The following is a 21061-nucleotide window of genomic DNA, read 5'->3' as shown; positions in this document are numbered from 1 at the left end:
CGGGCCGTACCGCTCCATAGCGTAGGCTTAAACAACCATGGCCAATATTGATTTTTCCGCTGAAATCCGGGCGCTGCGCGCCACCTACGAGTCCATTGAACGCGTCAGCGACGTGGAGACACTCAAGGAAGACATCGCCGAACTCAGCGAGCGGGCAGGGGAGCCGGACCTTTGGGACGACCCCGCGGCCGCGCAGAAAATCACCTCCCGGCTTTCCCACCGCCAGTCCGAACTGGAGCGACTCACCAGCCTGGCATCCCGGATCGACGACCTTGAAGTCCTCGTTGAGCTTGGGCAGGACGAGGACGACGCGGACTCGATGGGGGAGGCCGCGACAGAACTTGAGTCCATTAGGAAAGCCCTCAAGGACCTGGAAGTGGTCACCCTGCTGTCCGGCGAGTACGACGAACGCGAAGCCGTGGTCTCCATCCGCGCCGGCGCGGGAGGTGTGGACGCCGCAGACTTCGCCGAGATGTTGATGCGCATGTACCTCCGGTGGGCCGAGCGGCACGGCTACCCCACCACCGTCATGGACACGTCCTACGCGGAGGAGGCCGGGCTCAAGTCGGCCACCTTCGAGGTGAAGGCTCCCTACGCGTACGGCACGCTCAGCGTGGAAGCCGGAACCCACCGTCTCGTCAGGATCAGCCCGTTCGACAACCAGGGCCGCCGCCAGACGTCCTTTGCCGCAGTGGAAGTCATTCCGCTGATCGAGCAGACGGACTCCATCGACATCCCGGACAACGAAATCAGGGTGGACGTGTTCCGTTCGTCGGGCCCCGGCGGCCAGTCGGTCAACACCACGGACTCCGCCGTCCGCCTCACCCACATCCCGACCGGCACGGTGGTTTCCATGCAAAACGAGAAATCGCAGCTGCAGAACCGCGCCGCCGCCATGCGCGTGCTGCAGTCCCGGCTCCTGCTGCTGAAGAAGGAGCAGGAGGATGCGGAGAAGAAGGCGCTGGCCGGCGATGTTAAAGCTTCGTGGGGTGACCAGATGCGCTCCTACGTTCTGAACCCGTATCAAATGGTGAAGGACCTGCGCACCGAGCACGAAGTGGGCAACACGTCCGCAGTGTTCGACGGCGAGATTGACGACTTCATCGATGCGGGCATCCGCTGGCGTACTGACAACCGCAACGCCGAAAAGTAGGCCTGCCGGCCCCGCCATCCTGCAGCTGATCCAGCGACACGCCCCCGAAAGCAGGTCGAAGCACGGGGGACCCTGCGTATAGTCGAGGGGCCGGGGCCCTACTTTCCCCAAACGAAAACCCGTGCACCGGCTGCAGAACTGGGCTGCATCACAAGAATCAGCCATGCCCTGCAGGGTACTTAGGGCCATGATCCGATTCGAAAATGTCACCAAGGTTTACGACCAGAAAGCCCGTCCGGCGCTGGACTCTGTCACCCTTGAGATTGACCGCGGCGAATTCGCCTTCCTTGTCGGTGCGTCCGGCTCCGGAAAATCCACCTTCCTCCGCCTGGTGCTGAAGGAAGACCGCGCCACCTCCGGCGCTGTTTACGTGGCGGGCCAAAACGTCGCGAAGATTTCCAGTTGGCGTGTTCCGCGCCTCCGCCGGGGCATCGGCGTCGTGTTCCAGGACTTCCGCCTCCTGCCCCAAAAGAATGTCTTCGCCAACGTGGCGTTCGCCATGCAGGTCATCGGCAAGAGCCGCAGCGTCATCCGCGACACCGTCCCGGAGGTCCTGAAGACCGTCGGCCTCGAAGGCAAGGAACACCGCATGCCGCACGAGCTGTCCGGCGGCGAGCAACAGCGCGTGGCCATCGCGCGTGCCGTGGTCAACCGGCCCGGGATCCTCCTCGCGGACGAACCCACCGGAAACCTGGACCCCACCACGTCCATGGGAATCATGGGCGTCCTGGACAAGATCAACCAGAACGGAACCACCGTGGTGATGGCCACCCACGATGACGACATCGTCAACGAAATGCGCAAACGGGTGGTCGAACTCAGGAACGGCGTGGTGATCCGCGACGAAGCCAAGGCCTTGTACACCTCGATGATTCCCGTCGTCGGCCAGTCCAGGCGCCTTAAGGACGCCAGTGGCAGGGAAACGCCCGACGGCGGCCTGCCGGGCAACGGCGCTGAAGGCGAGGCCCAGCGGTGAGGCTCGCATTCATCCTTTCGGAAATCGGCAGCGGGCTGCGCCGCAACCTTTCCATGGTGGTCTCGGTCATCCTGGTGACGTTCGTGTCCCTCACCTTCGTGGGTGCGGCCGGAATGCTGCAGATGCAGATCAACCAGATGAAGGGCTACTGGTACGACAAGGTCCAGGTGGCGATCTTCCTTTGCAGTGAAGGTTCGACGGCGCCGGGTTGCGCTTCCGGGCCAGTCACCCCTGAGCAGCAACAGGGCTTGAACGCGCTCCTTGAGTCCCCGGCCGTGGCGCAGTACATCAACGACTTTCAGTTCGAGTCCAAGGATGAGGCCTACAAGCACTTCAAGGACCAGTTTTCGAACTCTCCGATCGTCGATTCCGTGACGCCGGACCAGCTGCCCGCATCGTTCCGGATCAACATGAAGGACCCGGAAAAGTACCAGATCATCAGCGAGACGTTTTCCTCCCAGCCAGGCGTGGAAACGGTGATCGACCAGCGCCAGCTCCTCGAACGCCTCTTCTCGGTGATGAACGGTGCGTCCCTTGTGGCGGTCGGCATCGCAGGGGTCATGATCGTCTGCGCCATCCTGCTGATCGCCACCACCATCAGGCTCTCCGCGTTCAGCCGGCGCCGCGAAACCGGAATCATGCGCCTGGTCGGTGCCTCAAAAACCGTGATCCAGCTGCCGTTCATCCTGGAAGGCGTCATAGCAGCCGTCATCGGCGCTGCCCTGGCCTCGGGCACCCTGTGGGCCGTAGCGCAATACTTCCTGGGCGACTATATGTCGCGGCAATACCCGGATACGGCCTTTATCTCATCCGGGCAGACCCTGATCATCGCCCCGGCGCTGATAATCCTTGGCGGATCCTTGGCAGGAATTTCGTCTCTCTTGACCTTACGTAGATATTTGCGCGTTTAGGCTGTGCACACCGCGACCTAGGAATGCCCATGAACCTCATTCACCAAACCTTGCCCCGCCCCCGGCACAGCCGAGGGCGGGCCGCTGCCCGCCGTTTGGGGATCGTCAGCGGCGTGCTCACCGTCATCCTTTCGGCCGGGATGGCCCTTGCCACACCCGTCGCTTTCGCCGACGACCTCGAAGACCGCCAAGCCGCGCTCGAGGCCGAAGCCGCACGCGTCCAGGCATCCCTCGAATTCGTCGATTCCCGGATCGCCAAGGCCGCCAGCGACCTGGTGATCTACCAGGGACAGTTGCCCGGTGCCCAGCAGGCACTCCTTGAGGCACAGGGCCGGGTAGCCGGGGCTGTCAAGGAGGTAGAGGCGCTGTCGGCCCGCGTGGACATGGCCCAGCAGAACAAGGCCAAGATCACCCAGCAGCTGGAGACGGACAAGCAAAAGATCGCGGACACCAAGAAACTGATTGGGCAGATCGCCACCCAGGCCTACAAATCCGGCGGCGTTCCTTCGAACCTGTCGCTCTTCTTCGGCTCCAACAGCGGCAGCAGCCTGACCGAGACCATGGACCTTGCGGACCAGGCCATGCGCAGCCAGAACGCAGCCATGGACAAGCTCAGCCAGCAGAACGCCACCAACGTCAACTCCGAAGCGCGCCTGCAAGCTGTCGAAGCTGAGATCAAGGACCTCAAGGCCAAGGCCGACGCCGCCCTGGAGCGGGAGAAGGCCGCCCGCGACGAGGCTGCGGCCAAGAAGGCCCAAGTCGACCAGCTCATTGCGGACACCACCCGCCTCGATGCCGAACTCCAGGCGGCAAAGCCCGGCATCCAGGCCCAGTTGGCCGGCGTCCAGGCCAACCAGAACCAGGTGGCCAACGAGATCGCCGAACGCGACCGCAGGGCCCGTGAAGCTTGGGAAGCCGAGCAGCGCAGGCAGGCGGCTGCTGCTGCCGCTGCGGCGGCCGCGGCCGCGGCCGCCGCAAACCGCCCGGCCCCGCCCGCGCAGCCGTACGTCCCGCCCGCCGCGGGATCGCCGTCGGCGTTTGGCCTCCGCCACCCCTTCGACGGCAGCATCCCCATCACCTCCGGTTTTGGCTACCGCACCACCCCGCCGGGAACCATCGACTTCTATGGCACCGGTGGATACATGCACACCGGAATCGACTTTGGCGCAGCCTGTGGCACGCCCGTGTATGCGGCAGCGGCCGGTGAGGTCTTCAGCTCAGGCTGGAATTCCGCCGATGGTGGCGGTTGGCGCGTCAAGATCGATCACGGCGTGGTGCAGGGCAATACGCTCACCACCATCTACTACCACAACTCCAGCATCGTGGTTTCGAATGGGCAGAGGGTCTCCCAGGGCCAGCTCATTGCCTACTCCGGCAGCACCGGCAACTCCACGGGTTGCCACGCCCACTTCGAAACCTGGCTCAATGGTGCCGCCGTCGACCCCATGGGATTGCTGTAGGGGCGAAGCGCTGCTGCCGTAGACTGGTATAGCTCCGCGCCGCAGGCCCGGAGGCACCCGACCTGAACCCGAGGAGTTTCCCCGTGCCTAAAGAAAGTGGCCGTAAGGTAGTGGCCACCAACCGCAAGGCCCGGCACGATTACCACGTGCTGGACACTTACGAGGCCGGCATCGCGCTGATGGGCACCGAAGTGAAGTCCCTGCGTGAGGGCCACGCCTCCATGGTGGACGGATTCTGCACGTTCTATAACGACGAACTGTGGATGGAAGCCATCCACATTCCCGAATACAACCAGGGCAGTTGGACCAACCACGCGGCACGCCGGCGCCGCAAGCTGCTGCTGCACCGGGAAGAACTCATCAAGATCTCCCACAAGGTCCGGGAGTCCGGCTACACCATTGTTCCCCTCCAGCTGTACTTCGTGGACGGCAAGGCCAAGGTGGAAATCGGTGTTGCCCGCGGCAAGCGCGAATACGACAAGCGGCAGACGCTGCGGGAACAGCAGGACAACCGTGAAGCCCAGCGTGAGATGCGCGAGCGCAACCGGCGCCGGTAGGAATTATTTCCACGGGTCATGCGTTAGTATGGATAGTCCGGCAGGCTTGCCAGCCGGTTTGGTAACAAAATACGGGGATGATCGGTTTCGACGGTGTTAGTCGCGACAGGTGAAGCGGGCCGAGGATGCAGAATTATCTCGTAAACGCTTTCTGCAAACCAATAAGTGCCGAATCTAAGCGCACTGACTTCGCTCTTGCTGCCTAAGCAGTAAGACAGTCCGTCAGCCCGGGGTTGCTATCGCCCCGGATCCTGGCGTCATTTAGATAGCCACTGCTGTTTGCTCCCGTCATCGGAGTAAACGGGACTTTTAGATGACTGGGCCCGGATCAGCCAGCTGTTTGCAGCATGGCTGGGGCCGAGAAAATCCGACGCAAACTGCGCCCGGAGAAGCCCTGACAACACGACATCGGACGGGGGTTCAATTCCCCCCATCTCCACCCACGGGTAAAACACCCCGGTCTTCGGACCGGGGTGTTTTTCTTTGCCCGTCAAGGCAAGGGGACCCGGGCCTAAATGCTCTACCGGGCTGGCCCGGCAAGCCGTTACCTTCGACTGCATGCACAACGATCCGCCGCAAACGCCTACCGAAGTCCTGGACGCCGGAACGTGCTGGGACCTCCTGCGTGGAGTATCCGTCGGCCATTTGGCAGTGCTGGTGAACGGATACCCGGAGGTGTTCCCGGTCAACTACAAAGTGGACCACGAATCGCTGGTCTTCCGGACGGGGGAGGGAACGAAACTGCGCGCAGCAGGCGGGCCGCTCGCCGTCGCCCTGGAAGCCGACGGCCATGATGACGCCAAAGCATGGAGCGTCCTGGTCAAAGGCAAGGCCGTCATCCTCGAGCCATCGGAGGAACTGATGAAGGGAGCAGGCCTTACCCTGTTTCCCTGGCAGGCCGGTGAAAAGGACCACTTTGTCCGGATCGTTCCCAACTCCGTAACGGGCAGGCGTTTTTCCATCACGTCCCCGTTGACCTGGTGGAGCCACGTAGGGCACACAGCCGGCGCAAAGACATAGGGTTCCAGTGGCCGCGTCGTGACCCGGCGGCCGCGCCGGGCCCTAGGGCCCTGTCCGGAATGCCCGCTTTGCTGGTACCACTGACCTATGATCGGGTCGCCCACCGCCGCTGCTGCCAAGCCACCGTTTGACGCCGTCATCTTCGACCTGGACGGGGTGGTCACCAATACAGCGCTGGTCCACCAGGCTGCCTGGAAAGATGCGTTCGATCGGATCCTGCGTGACCCAAGAGTCCCTGCCGGCGCCAACCGTGCCCCGCTCAGCAGGAATGACTACCTCACCTTCATCGACGGGATGCCGCGGGAGGAGGGGGTGGTACGGTTCCTGGCTGCCAGGGGCGTGCAGGTTGAAAAGGGAAACGAGACGGACGAAGCCGGCGCATGGACCGGGTTCGGCCTGGGTGCCTGGAAGAACGAACTGTTCCTGAAACACCTCCGGACCGACGGCGTCCAGAGTTACCCAGGCACCCTGGATTTGCTGCAGAGGCTTGCGGGCGCGGCAGTGCCCACTGCTGTGGTCACCTCAAGCCGGAACGCCGGGTTGGTCCTGGAAGCGGCGGGCATCCAGGATCTCTTCAGGGTGGTGCTGGACGGAACGACGGCGGCCCGGCTCGGCCTGCGCGGAAAACCGGCGCCGGACGTCTTTCTTGCGGCCGCATCGCGGCTTGGGGTCTCCCCGCCACATGCGGTGGTGATCGAGGACTCCGCGGCGGGGGTTGAGGCCGGCCGCCGGGGTGACTTCGGCCTCGTTGTCGGAATCGACCGGACCGGCAACCGCCGGCAGCTTGAGGCAGCCGGCGCCCATACCGTCCTCAACGACGTGGGGGAGCTGGATCTGGGCCAGGTCATCGGCAACGCCTGGCACCTCGTCTATGAAGGTTTCGACGCCGCACACGAGGGACACCGGGAAGCCCTGACCACGCTGGGCAATGGTTACATGGGCGTCCGCGGGGCGGCGCCCGAAGGCGGCAGCTTCAGCTACGCGGGCATGTACCTCGCCGGCGTCTACAACCGTGTCCGCGCGGAAGCCGGCGGCGAGACGCTGCTGGAAGAACACATGGTCAACGCCCCCAACTGCCTGCCGCTCGACCTGCGCCTGCCGGGCCAGCAGTGGTGGTCGGAGGGCGGAATGACCTCGGTCCGCGAGCACAGGGTCCTGGACCTCAGACGGGCGGTACTGGAGCGGCGGCTGCTGCTGGAGACAGCCGACCACCGCAGGCTGGAAGTAGTGCAAACCCGTTTCGCGTCCATGGCAGAGCCCCATCTGCTGGTCCTTGAGACGGTAATCACCGCGCTGGGCTGGAGCGGTCAGGTGGAGGCCCGCAGCGGTGTCAACGCCGGGGTCCGCAACGCCAACCTCCCCGAACATGCCCAGGGTTCGGACGTCCACATCGCTGACAGGACAGCCTCCCACCGCTCCATCCCTGAGCCGTCCGCGCACGCTGCCTCCGTCGTCGAAGTGGAAACTACCCAGAGCCTCATCCGAATCGCCGCGGCCTATCGAACACAGGTATTCCCGGAAGCGGAGGGAGTTGAGGAGGGCAGGAAAGGGGCCTTCCATTTCCAGACTCTTCTGCTGTCCCTCAGCGCCGGCGCCCCGGTGCGGATCACCAAAACGGTGGCAGTGATGACGTCCCGTGACCGTGCCATATCCTCTCCGGAAGCCGGCGCCCGTGCGGTCCTGGCGCGTATCCCCGGGGACTTCGATTCGCTGCTGACGGCGCACGAGGAAGCGTGGCGGCGCGAGCTGCGGCCGTTCATGGTGGAGATCGATGCCCCGGTCCAGGTGCGCCTTGTCCTGAACCTGCACATATTCCATCTGCTGCAGACACTGACACACCATACGACCGAACTGGATGCCGGCGTGACGGCGCGTGGACTCCACGGCGAGGGCTACCGGGGCCACGTCTTTTGGGATGAGCTGTTCGTCCTGCCGGTACTCGCCTCGAGGACGCCTGAGGTTGCGCGTGCCGTCATCGATTACAGGTGGCGGCGGCTTCCCGCCGCCCGGCATGCCGCGGCCTTGGAAGGTCTGGCAGGGGCGAAATTTCCGTGGCAAAGCGCCAGCGCCGGAACCGAGGAAACGCCCAAATGGTTGTACAACGACAGGTCCGGCAGGTGGGTCAAGGACCACTCGCACCTGCAGGTGCACTCCGGACTTGCTGTCGCGTTCAATGCCTGGCAGTACTTCCAGACCACTGGTAACAAGATCTGGCTCCTGCAAAAGGGGGCGGAACTGGTGATCGAGGTTGCCCGTTTCTTCCGCTCACTGGCGGACTACGACCAGCAGGAGGGCCGTTACCACCTGCGCGGCGTCGTGGGACCGGACGAATACCACACAGGCTATCCCGGCAGCGACGGACCCGGCCTGGACGACAATGCCTACACCAATGTCATGGCGGCATGGGCCTGCTCCACGGCAAGGGGAATCATGGCCTTCCTGCACGGCAGCGAACGTGCCGTACTCATGGAACGCCTGGGTGTCACAGAGGAGGAAACCGCCGGGTGGGCGCACGTGGGATCGGCGATGTACGTCCCCTTTCACGAGGACGGCGTCATTAGCCAGTTCGAGGGCTACGGGTCGTTGAAGGAACTCGACTGGGACCACTACCGGGACAGGTACGGCGACATTGAGCGGCTGGACCTCATCCTCGAGGCCGAAGATGACAGTACCAACTGCTACAAGCTGGCAAAGCAGGCCGACGTCCTGATGCTCCCGTACCTGTTGGGGCACGACGGACTGGTCAGCATTCTTCGGCGGCTTCAGTATGCATTCACGGCGGAACACCTCAACAAGACGATCGAGTATTACCTGGCCAGGACGGCGCACGGCTCCACCCTGAGCAGGGTTGCCCACGCGTCCGTCCTTGCGGGCCTGGACGCGGACCGGGCGTGGGACAGTTTCCGGGAAGCGCTCGACGCCGATCTTGACGATACCCAGCACGGCACCACGCGCGCGGGCATCCATTTGGGCGCGATGGCCGGAACCATCGACGTGGTCCAGCGCAGCTTTGCGGGGCTCCGGTTCAGCGGTGACACGATCCTGTTTGCACCCAACCTCCCCACCGGGCTGCGCGCCGTTGCCTTTGAGGTCCTCTACCGGGGACACCGCCTCCGCATACATCTCAAGGACGGGGACATGAGCATCGCCTCTGCTCCCGGTGACGCCGGCCCCATCAAGGTGCAGGTGCATGGCAATGACGAGGTCCTTCCTCCCGGGCAAACCCTCCATTTTCCGTTGCCTGTCCGGGCTTCGGGGGTGGTGGTCCGGTGAAGCGGCTGGGGATCCTCACCAGTGGCGGTGACTGCCCGGGCGTGAACGCGGTCATCCGGGGAGCCGTGCTGGGCGGGCACGTTTCGCATGGCTATGGATTCATCGGGTTCCGGGACGGTTGGCGGGGTGTGTTGGAGCAGGACATTTACCCTTTGCCCCGTACGAGTGTCCGTGGGATCGCCCGCCTGGGTGGAACCATCCTGGGCACGTCCCGGACCAACCCGCTGGTGGGCAATGGAATCGAGGGTGTCCGTGCCTGCGTCCGGCACAACGAACTGGACGGCCTGATTGCCATTGGGGGAGAGGGAACACTGGCAGCCGCCCGGGAACTCTGCTCCCAGGGCATCAACGTGGTGGGAGTGCCCAAGACCATCGACAATGACCTCGGCGCCACAGACTACACCTTCGGCTTTGATTCTGCGGTGCAGACCGCCACCGAAGCCATCGACCGGCTCCGGACCACCGGCGAGTCGCACCACCGGTGCATGGTGGCCGAGGTCATGGGCCGCAGTGCGGGCTGGATAGCACTGCATTCCGGGATGGCATCGGGCGCGCACGCCATCCTGATACCTGAACATCCGGTGTCCCTGGACCAAATTTGCTCGTGGGTGCTGTCAGCCCGTGACCGGGGCAGGGCTCCGCTCGTGGTGGTGGCCGAGGCCTTCGCTCCTGAAGGCCACGAAGCACCGTACGCGCCCCGTGGCCTGGATACTTTCGGACGCCCGCGGCTGGGAGGCATCGGACTGCTGCTTGAAGGAGAACTGCAGCTGCGGACCGGCATCGAAACGCGCGCCACCGTCCTGGGCCACATCCAGCGTGGCGGCGAACCCACGGCCTTCGACCGTGTCCTTGCCACCAGGCTGGGCCTGGCCGCCGTCGAATCGGCAGCCGCCGGCAGGTGGGGCACCATGGTTTCGCTGCGCGGCACGGACATTGTCAACGTCGACCTTGAAGAAGCGTTGGGGGAACTGAAGGTGGTCCCTGAAGCGCGGTACCAGGAGGCCGCCGTCCTGTTTGGATGAGAGGCTACTGTTCCGGCCGGACCCGCAGGACTGCCGAACCGGTAATCCTGTCGGCAGCCAGGTCCTCAAGTGCCTTGGCCGCAGCTTGGAACGGGTAGGCCGTGGTGGTGAGGGTAAGCGAAAGCCTGGCTGCGAGAGCCAGGAACTCACGCCCGTCAGCCCGGGTATTGGCTGTCACGCTCCGCACCTGCCGTTCAAAAAAGAGCTCCCTGGTGTAATTGAGGGCCGGGATGTCGCTTAGGTGGATTCCGGCGATGGCAAGCGTTCCGCCCCGGTCCAGGGCGCGCAGCGCAGCCGGGACAAGGTCTCCAACCGGTGCGAAAAGAATGGCGGAATCGAGCGGTACCGGCGGCTGGTCATAAGCGTCCCCCGCATAATCAGCTCCCAACTCCAGGGCGAGCGACCGCGCGCCGTCAGACCGGGTCATGACATACACGGAGGCGCCCTGTTTAAGCGCCAACTGGGCGGTGATGTGGGCAGAGCTGCCAAAGCCGTAAATGCCAAGGCGGCCACCCACGGGAAGGGCGGCGCGCTTCAGCGCGCGGTACCCGATGATGCCCGAACACAGCAGTGGTGCCGCCTGCTCATCCGGGAAGGCTGGAGGTACCGGGTAGGCAAAGTCCTCCGCCACCGTCAAGTGCTCGGCATAGCCGCCATCCCTGTCCCAGCCGGTGAAGACGGGCGACTGGCACAGATTTTCATCACCCCGGCGGCAGTAGTCGCACCTGCCGCAAACCCCGCCAAGCCACGCCACACCCACCCTGTCGCCAGTCCTGAACCGGGAGCAGGCAACTCCTGCCTCAACAACCACGCCGATTGCTTCATGCCCGGGCACAGTCTGCGCACGGTGCGGTGCCAGGTCTCCTTCAGCGAGGTGGAGGTCGGTGCGGCAAACACCGCAGACAGTCACTTCCACCAGGAGTTCGTTGGCCGCAGGCGTGGGAGTGGCACGGAGTCCCTGAACCAGCGGGTGGGTGGATATGGGGCCCGGCCCGTTCACCCACCATGCGCGCACGGTGTCTCCTGCCCGTAATTCCTACTCGAAACCGGCGCGGGTTGCGTCGTCCAGCGAGGTTTGCCACAGCAGTGGTGCGTCCACCGTGAAGCGCCTCCCCGTTATTGACTCCGGCGTGATGCGAATGAAGTGCTCCTGCCCCACGCCCTGCCATGGAAACAGCGCCCGCTTGACGTCATCCAGGTCAGGGCCCGTGGGCGTCGCTTCAACAGCCGTGCCTTTGACCACGACGCTCCATGCGAGCCCGAATTGGGAGCTGACCGCATCTGCTTCGAGGGCCACGGTGGCTTCCGACTGGAGGGCCTGGTGCTTGGTACCGCCGCCGGTGCGGAAAACCAGCGTCCTGCCGTCCACCTTGTAATTGACGGGAAAGACATCCGGATGGCCATCGGCGATGACGGCCAGGCGCCCCACCCCGGTCTGGGCGAGGAGCGTCCAGCACTCGTCCGCGTCAAGGATTTCCGGCACAGGCACGTTCGTTTTCTCAGTCATAGGCCACAGCGTAGGCAACTCTCCCGCCTGCCGTAAGGGCATAAAGGCCCGGCCTCCAAGGAAGGACCAATGCCCAAGGAAGGACCAATGGCACTTGGGGTCCGGCCGGCCCAATGGGACGCTGTGGGGACGCCCGGGAAACGCTCATCTTCCGGTGAAAGGTGGCCCATGCTGACCCATCTGTTCCTCAACCGCCTGCTGTGGGCTGTTGCCGGACTGCTGGCGCTCGCCGCTGCGGCAACGGGGCTTTGGCGGCCCGGAATCTACAACAGGGTGGTTGCCGCTGACCTGATCCCCGGCGCCTACTCCCAGGACCTGCTCTCCGTCGCGGCCGGGCTCGCGTTGCTGTACCTGGCCTACGCGGTTGGCCCGAACAGGGCCAAATACCAGATCGTGGCACTGGGGCTCCTTGGCTACCTCTTCTACGCATACGGGATTTACGTCATTGAGCGGACGTACAACGGCCTGTACCTGCTCTACATGGCAGTCTTCGCAGTGTCATTCTGGGCCATGGTCACCGCCGGGGCCACCATGGACCGCGACGCGCCATCCGCCTCCCTTCCCCGTGCACTGAGGCTGGTGTCAGCGGCCGGTGCCATCCTTCAGCCGCTGATCTTCTACCCTCTGTGGATCGGGGTGCTCCTGCCCCTGATGCGGAGCGGCGAGCAGATTGACTCCCTCTACTCGATCTTCATCCTGGACCTTTGCTTCATCATGCCCGGGTTCCTGATCCTGTCCTTCCTCACGTACCGGGGCCACCGTACGGGACTGCTGCTTCTCCCGGCCCTGTATGTCCTGGGTTTCACCCTCATTTTCTCCCTGGCGGTGGGTGAACTGGTCAAACCCCTGTTCGGTGCAGAACCAAGCCTGGCCGCCTTGCTGCCCGCCCTTGGGCTCTCGGGGCTTTTCCTGGTGCTCGGAAGCCTGCACATAGCCAAACTCCAGGCACTGGATCCGCCGGCAGCCAGTCCCGCCGGCCCGCAGCCCAACCATCAGCTGTCCGCGCAAGCCGGCGGCGAACGTCGGAGAATCCGTCCCACACAGTAAGGAGAGACACATGAAAGCCCTCGTCTACGGCGGACCGGGTGACAAGTCATGGACTGATGTCCCCGACCCCCGGATCCAGCAACCCGGCGACGTCATCGTCAAGGTCGATACCACCACGATCTGCGGCACCGACCTGCATATCCTCAAAGGTGACGTACCCGCCGTCGAAAAGGGCCGGATCCTGGGACATGAGGCGGTGGGAACCATCGTGGAAACCGGGTCTTCCGTGACCGGCCTGAAGGTGAATGACCGTGTCATCATCTCGTGCATCAAATCCTGCGGCCACTGTGCCAACTGCAAGACCGGACTCTATTCGCACTGCCTGGGAGGCGAGGGCCAGGAAGGCACCGGGTGGATCTTCGGACACCTGATCGACGGGACCCAGGCGGAGTATGTCCGCGTGCCGTACGCCGAAAACTCGCTGCACCTGCTGCCCGCGGGCGTCAGCGACGAACAGGCCGTCATGCTCTCCGATATCCTCCCCACCGGATTCGAAATAGGTGTCCAGTACGGCCGGGTGAAGCCCGGCGACACCGTGGCCGTTGTTGGTGCCGGGCCGGTGGGCCTGGCGGCGATCACCACGGCAGGACTGTACGGCGCAGCGACTGTGGTGGCCATCGACCTGGACGCCAACCGCCTGGCGAAGGCAAGGGAGTTCGGCGCCACGCACACTGTCCTTTCCGGCAGCAGTGACTGGAAGGAACAGGTCCTGGCCCTGACCGGCGGACAGGGCGTCGATGTGGCCATCGAAGCTGTTGGCGTGCCGGCAACATTTGGCATGTGCACCGACGTAGTGCGGCCGGGTGGATCGGTGGCGAACGTTGGGGTGCACGGAAAACCGGTGGAGCTGCACCTGGAAAACCTGTGGATCCAAAACATCAACATCAGCATGGGGCTGGTGAATACCAACACGACGCCCATGCTGCTCAAGCTTGTGGCCCAGGGAAAGATCAGGGCGGAGAAGTTCGCCACGCACCATTTCAGTTTCGACCAGTTCCTTGACGCCTACGACACGTTTTCCCGGGCAGCCGAAACCAAGGCCCTCAAAGTGATCATCACGGCGTGAGACCGGAGGCCGCTACAGCCAGTCGGCGGAAAAATCGACCGGCGGCCACCAGCGGGTCCGCGGCGTGACAGCGAAACGGCGGCCGGTGATATCGGTGGGGGTAATGGCCACCAAGTGGTCCTTGATCCCCGGTTCCCAAGGTTCCCGGTCGGCGTCTTCCTCCGGAAGCTTCATGCTGGCTTCATCGAATGGCTGCGGCCTGCCCTTGGCGACAACGCTCCAGACCTGAGTGGCGTATGGGTTGAGGCCGTCCACCTCCAAGGCGGCAACCGAGCCGCTGAGCAGGGCACGGAGCTTGGTCCCCGGCGCCGTGCGGAACAGCAGGGTGTCGCCGGCGACCGAAAAATTCACGGGAAAAATCTCGGGAACGTCACCGTTGATGACCGCCAGCCGCCCGATATAGGAGGACCGAAGGTACCGCCAGCACTCCTCAGCGTTCAGTATTTCCGTTTGAGACCCTGCAGGGGAGTCAGTCATGCTCCGATCCTAAAGCCTTGACAGCCGCACCGCACCGCAATGCCGGCGTTCACCCACGGCGTAGCTCCACCGGGAGTGGACCGTGCCCGGCCATTGTTGTCTCCCGTAAGGACCCGTAAAGGGCATGGATTGCCGGAAGCGGCACCAGACCGGAGGTGCGTCATGGAACAGGCGCGGGAACCCATATCCACCGGAGACGAGGACGTCCTGGACTCGTACTCGCAAACGGTCATGCGTGTCGCGGCAGCGGTTACGCCCCACGTGGCAGCCATCGAGATGACCGCGAATAGGGGCAACGGCAGGGTGAGGGTGGGCGCCGGCTCGGCCGTTCTCTTCACGGAGGACGGATACCTGCTCACCAACTCACACGTCGTGGCAGGCACCCGGCACGGTTTTGCGGTGTTTGGAGACGGGAGCCGGATGGAACTGGAACTGGTGGGAGCCGACCCCCTGTCCGATCTAGCAGTCGTCCACGGTTCGCGGCCCAAGGTGCCACCTGCTCAATTCGGCGCGGCCGAGACCCTGCGCGTGGGCCAGCTTGTGATTGCCGTCGGAAACCCACTGGGCCTGGCGGGGTCAGTCACCGCGGGCGTGGTCAGCGGTTTGGGCCGGGCCATTCCAGTCTGGGCGGGCGGCAACAGGAGGGTGATCGAGGACGTTATCCAGACGGACGCAGCGCTGAACCCAGGCAACTCCGGTGGAGCGCTGGCGGACACGCACTCCAGGATCGTCGGCATCAACACCGCAGTGGCGGGCGCCGGGCTGGGGCTCGCCATACCAATCAATGCCACCACCCGCAGGATCATCTCCGCGCTCCTGTCAGACGGGAGGGTACGCCGTGCCTACCTGGGCCTTGTCAGCACGCCCATCCAGCTCAACCCCAGCGCTGTGATCCGCAGCGGGCTGCGCGAAGGGCTCCGCGTCGTGGAGGTCCTGCCCGGCTCGCCGGCGGACAAAGCAGGCCTTGCCGCGGGTGACATTATCGTCACCGCCGGAGGCCGTCCCGTCAGCAACGCCGAAAGCCTGCAGCGGCTCCTGTTTTCCGATGCCATCGGCGAGCCGCTGGACGTGAAGGTACTCCGCGACGGCACCGAGCTGCACCTCACCGCCGTCCCGGAAGAAATGACAGGCAACGGCGCAGGATAATGCCCGACGCCGGACCGAAGGTCCCCGGGGCACGTCACCTGGGCGGGCCTAAGGACGGAGCGGAGGCGCTTCCACGTCCGCGATGCCCACGAAACGGGTCCCCACGCCGTCGTACTCGCTGCGGACGCACCCGGGGCGGACGGCGGGAACATCGGAAGGCGCATGATGGCTGCATACCACGTAGGTGAAGTCCGGCCACCACTTCTTGGGCCGGGCCGCCTCCTCATAGCCACAGACGGCGCATTCCAGGTGCACCCACACCGGCCGCTTGCCCGTCCGGTTGGCGCGCGACTGCACCAGCCATGTCGGAGGATTGTCGAGGATGGCGCGGAGTTCGGCCTCCGTCATCCACTTCGGCAGGCCGTGGCGCTGCGCCATCTCAAGGGGAACATCAAGGGTTATTGCGGCGTCGCGTCTGCTGATCATCACCTTCCACCATACGGGAGGCCGCCAAATCGCCGGCCGGGCCCCCAACGGGAACAGCGTCGCTAGGAAGCCAGTGCACTGCCAGCGGCCGCGGCAGCAAAGCCAAGGCCCAGGTTAACCGCCACGTTCAGGGCCGCGGCGCCGAACCGTGCTTCGCTGAGCAGGCGGATGGTGGCGGTGGTCCACGAACTGAAGGTGGTAAGTCCGCCGGCCAGTCCGGTGGCCAAACCCACCTGCCATTCCGCGCCCAGTCCCAGCCCGGCGGTCAGGCCGTGTGCCAGACCGATGATGAAGCAGCCGACGACGTTGACCAGCAGGGTGGCCCAGGGCCAGTGCAACGCCGCACGGCCATCGGTGCGGACGCTGCGGATGCTGCTGTGGTGTGCGAACCAGCTGTCGATCCCGAACCGCAGCAGCGCCCCGGCCACGCCAAACACTCCCACCAGGGCTGCCGTGATCATGCCGGGCCCCGGTTCCGGGCGATGAGCCTTCCGGTGCGCCAGCCCAGGCCTGCCGCCGAAAGGCCGAGCAACAGCGACAAGCCCAGGTAAAGGAGCCATACGGGGTGCTCACCCGCGCGTGCCAACTGGTCGGAGGCGAAAATGACCGCGGAAAAGGTGGTGAAGGAACCCAGCAGGCCCGGCCCGATGCCGGCGCGCAGCCAGAAGGCCGTGTGCGGGCGTGCCATCCAGACGGTGGTCAAAGCCGCGAGGACGAAACTGCCGCTGATGTTGATGCCCAGCGTGGCCCACGGGACCGAACCGGGCGCGTCCGGAAACGCCAGGCCCAGCCCGTAGCGCAGCTCACTGCCGATCAGTCCGCCGGCGGCAACAGCCAGCCAGGCACGGGCGGTGGGCAACGCCACGTCAGAGCCCGTCCAGGGCGCAGCCGGCATGCGGCGCGTCGCTGGAGACCCAGAGCGCCGAGGCGATTTCCTCAGCGAAATCGTACTCACGGGCGCCGCCGGGACCACCGATCCGCACCACCAGGGCTCCGCCGAAAGGCCGCCGTCCCACCACCTCGACGTCCGCATCAAGGTCGATGGCCTGGGCGGCCAGGTAGCGCAGCAGTTCCGGGTTGTCGTCGCTGATCCGGGTGATCCTGCCGGTATGTCCCTGGTCCAGCTCGGCGAGGAGGTGCGCGCGCGGCATCAGCACCTGCCCGTCCGCCGTGGGGATTGGATCGCCGTGCGGGTCACGCTTCGGGTCCCCGAGCTTGGCGGCGACCCGTTCGATGAACGTGTCCGATACGGCGTGTTCGAGTTGTTCAGCCTCATCGTGGACTTCGTCCCAGCTGTATCCGAGCCGCTGGACAAGGTATGTCTCGATCAGCCGGTGGCGCCGGACCATGGACAGCGCCAGCCGCAGGCCGGCCTCGGTCAGCGTGACGGCGCTGTAGGGCTTGTGGTCCACCAGGCCCTGGTCCTTGAGTTTGCGGACCATTTCCGAAACCGAGGAATTTGCCACCCCCAGCCGCTGTGCGAGCTGGGAGGACGTGATGGGCTTGTCCTGCCATTCGGTAAAGGAATAAATGACCTTGACGTAATCCTCGATCGAGGAGGAGGGCGCGCTGGTCTTCACGAATCCAAGCCTACCGGCTCTGCAGGCGCCATACGGGATGCGCCGTCATGCCTTGACGGCCCGCCAAGCCAGGGTGAGGTAGGGAAGGTCGATTTCCTGGTCAGGGGTGTAGGCAAGGTGTTCGTGCAGGTACCAGTCCAGGTTGGCCAGGACCTTGGCCCGCGTTGCCTCGCCGGCCCGGAGGTAGTAGCTGCGGGATTTAGTGAGTTCCATCAGGTCCGTGGTGTCCACTGTGTCCTGCCAGTGGGTGACATGCCCTTCGAGCCCCTGGAACTCCGGGCCGATGACGGGCTTGTGCCCCGGCCGGTAGACGTCGCCTGCGTGCATGATCCGGGAGAGCCGGTGCACCCAGGGCACTGAGGTGTCCAGCTGGTTCCACACCAGGCCGAGGGTTCCGTGCGGGCGCAGCACGCGGGCCAGTTCGGTGCTTGCCGCCAGGGCGTCGCACCAGTGCCACGCCTGGGCTACGGTGACGACGTCGAAGCTGGCGTCGGGCAGGCCTGTGGCCTCGGCAGTCCCCGGCATCGCCGTGGCAGCCGGGTAGTGTTCCGTAAGCTGGGCGAGCATGTCCGCCGAGGGGTCCACGGCCGTGACGTCCAGCCCCATGTCCAGCAGCAGCGCGGTGAATTTTCCGGTACCGGCACCCACGTCGAGGGCTTCATGGGCGTCGGCGGGCACCAGCCACCGGGCTGACTCCTCAGGGTAGCCGGGCCGGACGCGCTGGTAGTGCCTGCCGCCGTCCTGGAAGCTCTGGCCCAGTTCCCTGCGCCGCCCGTGATCAAGCTTGGGGCCACCCCGAACCACGCGTGGCCTCCTTCAGCTGACGTCCTGCGGTACCTTTCGAATTTACCGCATTCCCCTGGCACACGGTCAGCCGGCTGAAACAGGAGTGGCCGGTCTCCGGCGTCAGTCGTCGATGCAGGGCGCTGCGCCGGCTGTTCCAGGGGTGTTGGGCGCCCAGTGCGGGTAGGTGCGGGTGTCGTTGGCAGGGACCCAGCGGCCTGCGTCCACCACGTAGTCCCAGCCCAGCCCGTTGCTCCGGAGCGCCTGGATGCCGGCCAGCAGGCGCTCGGCATCTTCCAGGCGCGAACCGACGCCGAAGCTGGCGCGGAGGGAACCGGACGGCAGGCCCAGGCGCTTCAGCAGGGGGTGGGCGCAGAAGCGCCCGTCACGCAGGCCCACGCCATGCTCTGCCGAAAGGTACGCAGCCACCAGTCCTGCGTCGTAACCCTCGACGGAGAAGTTGACCACCCCGATGGTGTCCGTTTCGGGGTTGGTGTCCTTGAAGATCTGGTGAACCGTGACGCCGTCGATCCGCTGGAGTCCCTCCACCAGGAAGGAGCGGATGGCGGACTCGTGGGCGTGCCAGCGTTCCTGGTCCAGGCCGGCAATGACCTGGCTGGCGCGGGCCAGCGTGGCGGCCCCCAGGACGTTCGGCGAGCCCCCCTCATGGCGGGCCGGGCCGGTGGCCCAGCTGACGCCGTCGAGCCTGGCTTCCTTGACGGCGCCGCCCCCGGCGAGGTGCGGGACGCCGGCGTCCAGCCAGTCCGGGCGCCCCACCAGGACGCCGGCGCCGAAGGGCGCGTACAGCTTGTGGCCGGAGAAGGCGAGGTAGTCGACGTCATCCGCGCTGATGTCTATGCGGCGGTGCGGCGCGAGCTGGGCCGCATCCACCACGATCCGTGCGCCATGTTCGTGGGCCAGCGCGGCCAGCGCCCGGATGGGGAGGATTTCGCCGGTCACGTTGGAGGCCCCGGTGACCGCGACCAGGCTGACACCGCCCTGTCCAAGCTCGGCACGTACGGCCTCAAGGGTGCCGGTGATGGTGTCGGCGGCGACGATGCTGCGGTGCGGGACGCCCTGCCACGGCAGGAGATTGGCGTGGTGTTCGATGTCCAGGTACAGCACTTCGCCGTCGTGGCGGCCATCGGTCACGGGAAGGCAGCCGGCCAGCAGATTCAGCGAATCCGTCGTGTTGCGGGTGAAGATGACCGAATCATCCGGGCGGCCGCCCACGAAATCCCTGACGATGCTGCGCGCGTTCTCGTACACGGAGGTGCTGATCTGGGATGCGTATCCTGCCCCGCGGTGGACGCTGGCGTAGTAGGGGAGGATCTCATTCAGGTAAGCGGACACTACGGACAGTGCCGGGGCGGAGGCGCCGTAATCGAGGTTGGCGTACCGCACGTGGCCGCCTGAAATCAGGGGCGCCTGGATTTCGGCGCCGGTGACCGCAGCGAGCGGCCGGCCGGCTGCGGCGTGGCGTGCATGGGGGACGGCAGCTTCGGCAATGACGGGCTGGGGGGAGACGGTGGCAGTTGTCACAGAGACCTCACTTGGTACAGGACTCCGGCATAGTGGAATCCGCGCTTGCCGCATCCGCTCCGGACCGGCCTGGTCGTCACCCGGGGCACCCCACCGCGAATGGAGGGTTGCCGGCCAGCAAACCGGGGTTTTGCGCTGGCACTCGTGACCTGCATAAAAGCGTAGGACATGGGGCGGCCAGGACTGAAGCCGCGGCAATTGTTAAGGGCTTTGTTACGCGCCGCCGAATAAACGACGCCGGGCACCTGCCTTGGGAGGTGTCCGGCGTCGCATTATTCGTTCAAACGTGGAAAGCGCGTGAGTTACAGCAGATCGTCCAGGTACGGGTTCAATCGGTGCAGGACCTCCGAGTGCAGGATTGAGTTCGTGGCCAGGGCGTTCCCGCCGAACGGGCCGTCCTCGCCTTCCAGGGATGTGAACCGGCCGCCGGCCTCCACCACGATCGGCACCAGGGCAGCCATGTCATAGAGGTTCAGCTCGGGTTCGCAGGCGATGTCCACAGAGCCCTCGGCCACCATGCAATACGACCAGAAATCCCCGTAGGCCCGGGTCCGCCAGACATCCTCGGTAAGGCCGAGGAACTCGTCAAGGTTTCCGCGTTCCTTCCACCCGCCCAGGCTGGAGTAGGAGAGGGAGGCGTCGGAAAGCTTCGACACGTTGGACACGCGAAGGCGGGTGGCGGCGGCAAGGGACCTGCCCATGTACGCGCCCATGCCTTTCGCCGCCCACCAGCGCTTGCCCAGGGCCGGGGCGCTGACGACGCCCACCACCGGTTCGCCCTCATCCACGAGGGCGATCAGCGTGGCCCATACGGGAACGCCGCGGACAAAGTTCTTGGTTCCGTCAATGGGGTCGATGATCCAGCGCCGGGAACCGTGGCCGGTGCTGCCGAATTCCTCGCCCAGGACGGCGTCGCGGGGGCGTGAACGGGAGAGCTGGCCCCGGATGGCTTCCTCGGCGGCCTTGTCCGCGTCGGTGACCGGCGTCAGGTCCGGCTTGGTCTCAACGTGGAGGTCCAGGGCCTTGAAGCGGCTCATGGTCTGGTCATCCACGGAGTCGGCCAGGACATGGGCCAGGCGCAGGTCATCGTTGTAGCTCGAAGCGGGTTGGATCAT

21 protein-coding genes, 1 other RNA gene and 1 riboswitch are annotated in these 21061 nt (G+C 65.2%); of the genes, 12 read left to right on the top strand and 10 right to left on the bottom strand.

The features are described from left to right. The first annotated feature begins 37 nt into the window (after positions 1-37). The 9 genes from prfB (at position 38) to LDO14_RS12930 (ending at position 10372) form a co-directional block, all read left to right on the top strand. Positions 38-1153, top strand: coding sequence for a peptide chain release factor 2 (gene prfB, locus LDO14_RS12970; RefSeq protein WP_018768471.1), 1116 nt, complete (start codon positions 38-40; stop codon positions 1151-1153). A 187-nt stretch (positions 1154-1340) separates the two neighbouring features. Beyond that, the gene (ftsE, locus tag LDO14_RS12965) at positions 1341-2129 is read left to right on the top strand and encodes a cell division ATP-binding protein FtsE (protein WP_018768470.1); all 789 of its coding nucleotides are present in this window, start codon (positions 1341-1343) and stop codon (positions 2127-2129) included. Further along, positions 2126-3040: a permease-like cell division protein FtsX gene (gene ftsX / locus LDO14_RS12960; RefSeq protein WP_018768469.1), complete on the top strand. Its 915-nt coding sequence runs from the start codon at positions 2126-2128 to the stop codon at positions 3038-3040. The genes ftsE and ftsX overlap by 4 nt, the downstream gene beginning before the upstream one ends. 29 nt (positions 3041-3069) lie before the next feature. Beyond that, a complete protein-coding gene (locus tag LDO14_RS12955) occupies positions 3070-4500 on the top strand; it encodes a M23 family metallopeptidase (RefSeq protein WP_018768468.1) in 1431 nt (476 codons plus the stop codon). A gap of 83 nt (positions 4501-4583) precedes the next feature. After that, the gene (gene smpB, locus LDO14_RS12950; RefSeq protein WP_009356865.1) at positions 4584-5057 is read left to right on the top strand and encodes an SsrA-binding protein SmpB; all 474 of its coding nucleotides are present in this window, start codon (positions 4584-4586) and stop codon (positions 5055-5057) included. Positions 5058-5130: 73 nt separating this feature from the next. Beyond that, positions 5131-5499, top strand: a transfer-messenger RNA (tmRNA) gene (gene ssrA / locus LDO14_RS12945). A 116-nt stretch (positions 5500-5615) separates the two neighbouring features. Next, complete coding sequence (locus tag LDO14_RS12940) at positions 5616-6077, top strand: pyridoxamine 5'-phosphate oxidase family protein (RefSeq protein ID WP_056388053.1); 462 nt, start codon at positions 5616-5618, stop codon at positions 6075-6077. 87 nt (positions 6078-6164) lie between these two features. Next, the gene (locus LDO14_RS12935; protein ID WP_223992036.1) at positions 6165-9350 is read left to right on the top strand and encodes an HAD-IA family hydrolase; all 3186 of its coding nucleotides are present in this window, start codon (positions 6165-6167) and stop codon (positions 9348-9350) included. Next, entirely contained in the window at positions 9347-10372 is a 1026-nt protein-coding gene (locus LDO14_RS12930; protein WP_018768464.1) for an ATP-dependent 6-phosphofructokinase, read from the top strand. Before LDO14_RS12935 ends, LDO14_RS12930 begins: the two co-directional genes overlap by 4 nt. A gap of 4 nt (positions 10373-10376) precedes the next feature. Here the strand turns inward: LDO14_RS12930 and LDO14_RS12925 are convergent, their stop codons facing one another. Further along, complete coding sequence (locus tag LDO14_RS12925) at positions 10377-11387, bottom strand: zinc-dependent alcohol dehydrogenase family protein (RefSeq protein ID WP_223992034.1); 1011 nt, start codon at positions 11385-11387, stop codon at positions 10377-10379. A gap of 21 nt (positions 11388-11408) precedes the next feature. Further along, positions 11409-11879 carry a pyridoxamine 5'-phosphate oxidase family protein gene (locus LDO14_RS12920; protein WP_018768462.1) on the bottom strand — a complete coding sequence of 157 codons (471 nt, stop codon included), beginning with the start codon at positions 11877-11879 and terminating at the stop codon, positions 11409-11411. A 168-nt stretch (positions 11880-12047) separates the two neighbouring features. Here LDO14_RS12920 and LDO14_RS12915 point away from each other — a divergent pair, with 168 nt between their 5' ends. Together LDO14_RS12915 and LDO14_RS12910 are read left to right on the top strand one after the other, a co-directional pair. Further along, positions 12048-12926 carry a hypothetical protein gene (locus LDO14_RS12915; RefSeq protein ID WP_223992033.1) on the top strand — a complete coding sequence of 293 codons (879 nt, stop codon included), beginning with the start codon at positions 12048-12050 and terminating at the stop codon, positions 12924-12926. A gap of 10 nt (positions 12927-12936) precedes the next feature. Continuing rightward, positions 12937-13992 (top strand): zinc-dependent alcohol dehydrogenase family protein, encoded by a 1056-nt coding sequence (locus tag LDO14_RS12910; protein ID WP_223992032.1) that lies wholly within the window; start codon positions 12937-12939, stop codon positions 13990-13992. Between the two features lie 12 nt (positions 13993-14004). Here LDO14_RS12910 and LDO14_RS12905 read toward each other — a convergent pair whose 3' ends face one another. Continuing rightward, on the bottom strand, positions 14005-14469 hold the full coding sequence (locus LDO14_RS12905) for a pyridoxamine 5'-phosphate oxidase family protein (protein WP_018768459.1): 465 nt from the start codon (positions 14467-14469) through the stop codon (positions 14005-14007). A 162-nt stretch (positions 14470-14631) separates the two neighbouring features. Here LDO14_RS12905 and LDO14_RS12900 point away from each other — a divergent pair, with 162 nt between their 5' ends. Further along, a complete protein-coding gene (locus LDO14_RS12900) occupies positions 14632-15615 on the top strand; it encodes a trypsin-like peptidase domain-containing protein (RefSeq protein WP_056388045.1) in 984 nt (327 codons plus the stop codon). 48 nt (positions 15616-15663) lie between these two features. Here the strand turns inward: LDO14_RS12900 and LDO14_RS12895 are convergent, their stop codons facing one another. From LDO14_RS12895 to hisN, 7 genes are all read right to left on the bottom strand, one after another. Beyond that, positions 15664-16041, bottom strand: coding sequence for a hypothetical protein (locus LDO14_RS12895; protein ID WP_223992030.1), 378 nt, complete (start codon positions 16039-16041; stop codon positions 15664-15666). A gap of 62 nt (positions 16042-16103) precedes the next feature. Beyond that, positions 16104-16502, bottom strand: a complete 399-nt coding sequence (locus tag LDO14_RS12890; protein ID WP_056388044.1) for a CrcB family protein — start codon at positions 16500-16502, stop codon at positions 16104-16106. After that, positions 16499-16936, bottom strand: a complete 438-nt coding sequence (locus LDO14_RS12885) for a CrcB family protein (RefSeq protein ID WP_134163824.1) — start codon at positions 16934-16936, stop codon at positions 16499-16501. The genes LDO14_RS12890 and LDO14_RS12885 overlap by 4 nt, the downstream gene beginning before the upstream one ends. Continuing rightward, positions 16908-17621, bottom strand: a complete 714-nt coding sequence (locus tag LDO14_RS12880; protein WP_018768454.1) for a metal-dependent transcriptional regulator — start codon at positions 17619-17621, stop codon at positions 16908-16910. Before LDO14_RS12880 ends, LDO14_RS12885 begins: the two co-directional genes overlap by 29 nt. A 45-nt stretch (positions 17622-17666) precedes the next feature. Further along, the gene (locus LDO14_RS12875) at positions 17667-18425 is read right to left on the bottom strand and encodes a class I SAM-dependent methyltransferase (protein WP_142072213.1); all 759 of its coding nucleotides are present in this window, start codon (positions 18423-18425) and stop codon (positions 17667-17669) included. Between the two features lie 102 nt (positions 18426-18527). Continuing rightward, positions 18528-19946 carry an aminotransferase class V-fold PLP-dependent enzyme gene (locus tag LDO14_RS12870; protein WP_223992028.1) on the bottom strand — a complete coding sequence of 473 codons (1419 nt, stop codon included), beginning with the start codon at positions 19944-19946 and terminating at the stop codon, positions 18528-18530. Positions 19947-19982: 36 nt separating this feature from the next. Further along, positions 19983-20096, bottom strand: a riboswitch (SAM riboswitch). A 152-nt stretch (positions 20097-20248) separates the two neighbouring features. Continuing rightward, positions 20249-21061: a histidinol-phosphatase gene (gene hisN / locus LDO14_RS12865; protein ID WP_018768451.1), complete on the bottom strand. Its 813-nt coding sequence runs from the start codon at positions 21059-21061 to the stop codon at positions 20249-20251.

Source organism: Arthrobacter sp. NicSoilB11 (genome assembly GCF_019977375.1).
Taxonomy (GTDB): domain Bacteria; phylum Actinomycetota; class Actinomycetes; order Actinomycetales; family Micrococcaceae; genus Arthrobacter.
The sequence above is the reverse complement of the archived record's forward strand: the minus strand, read 5'-3'. Positions and strand labels throughout refer to the sequence as shown.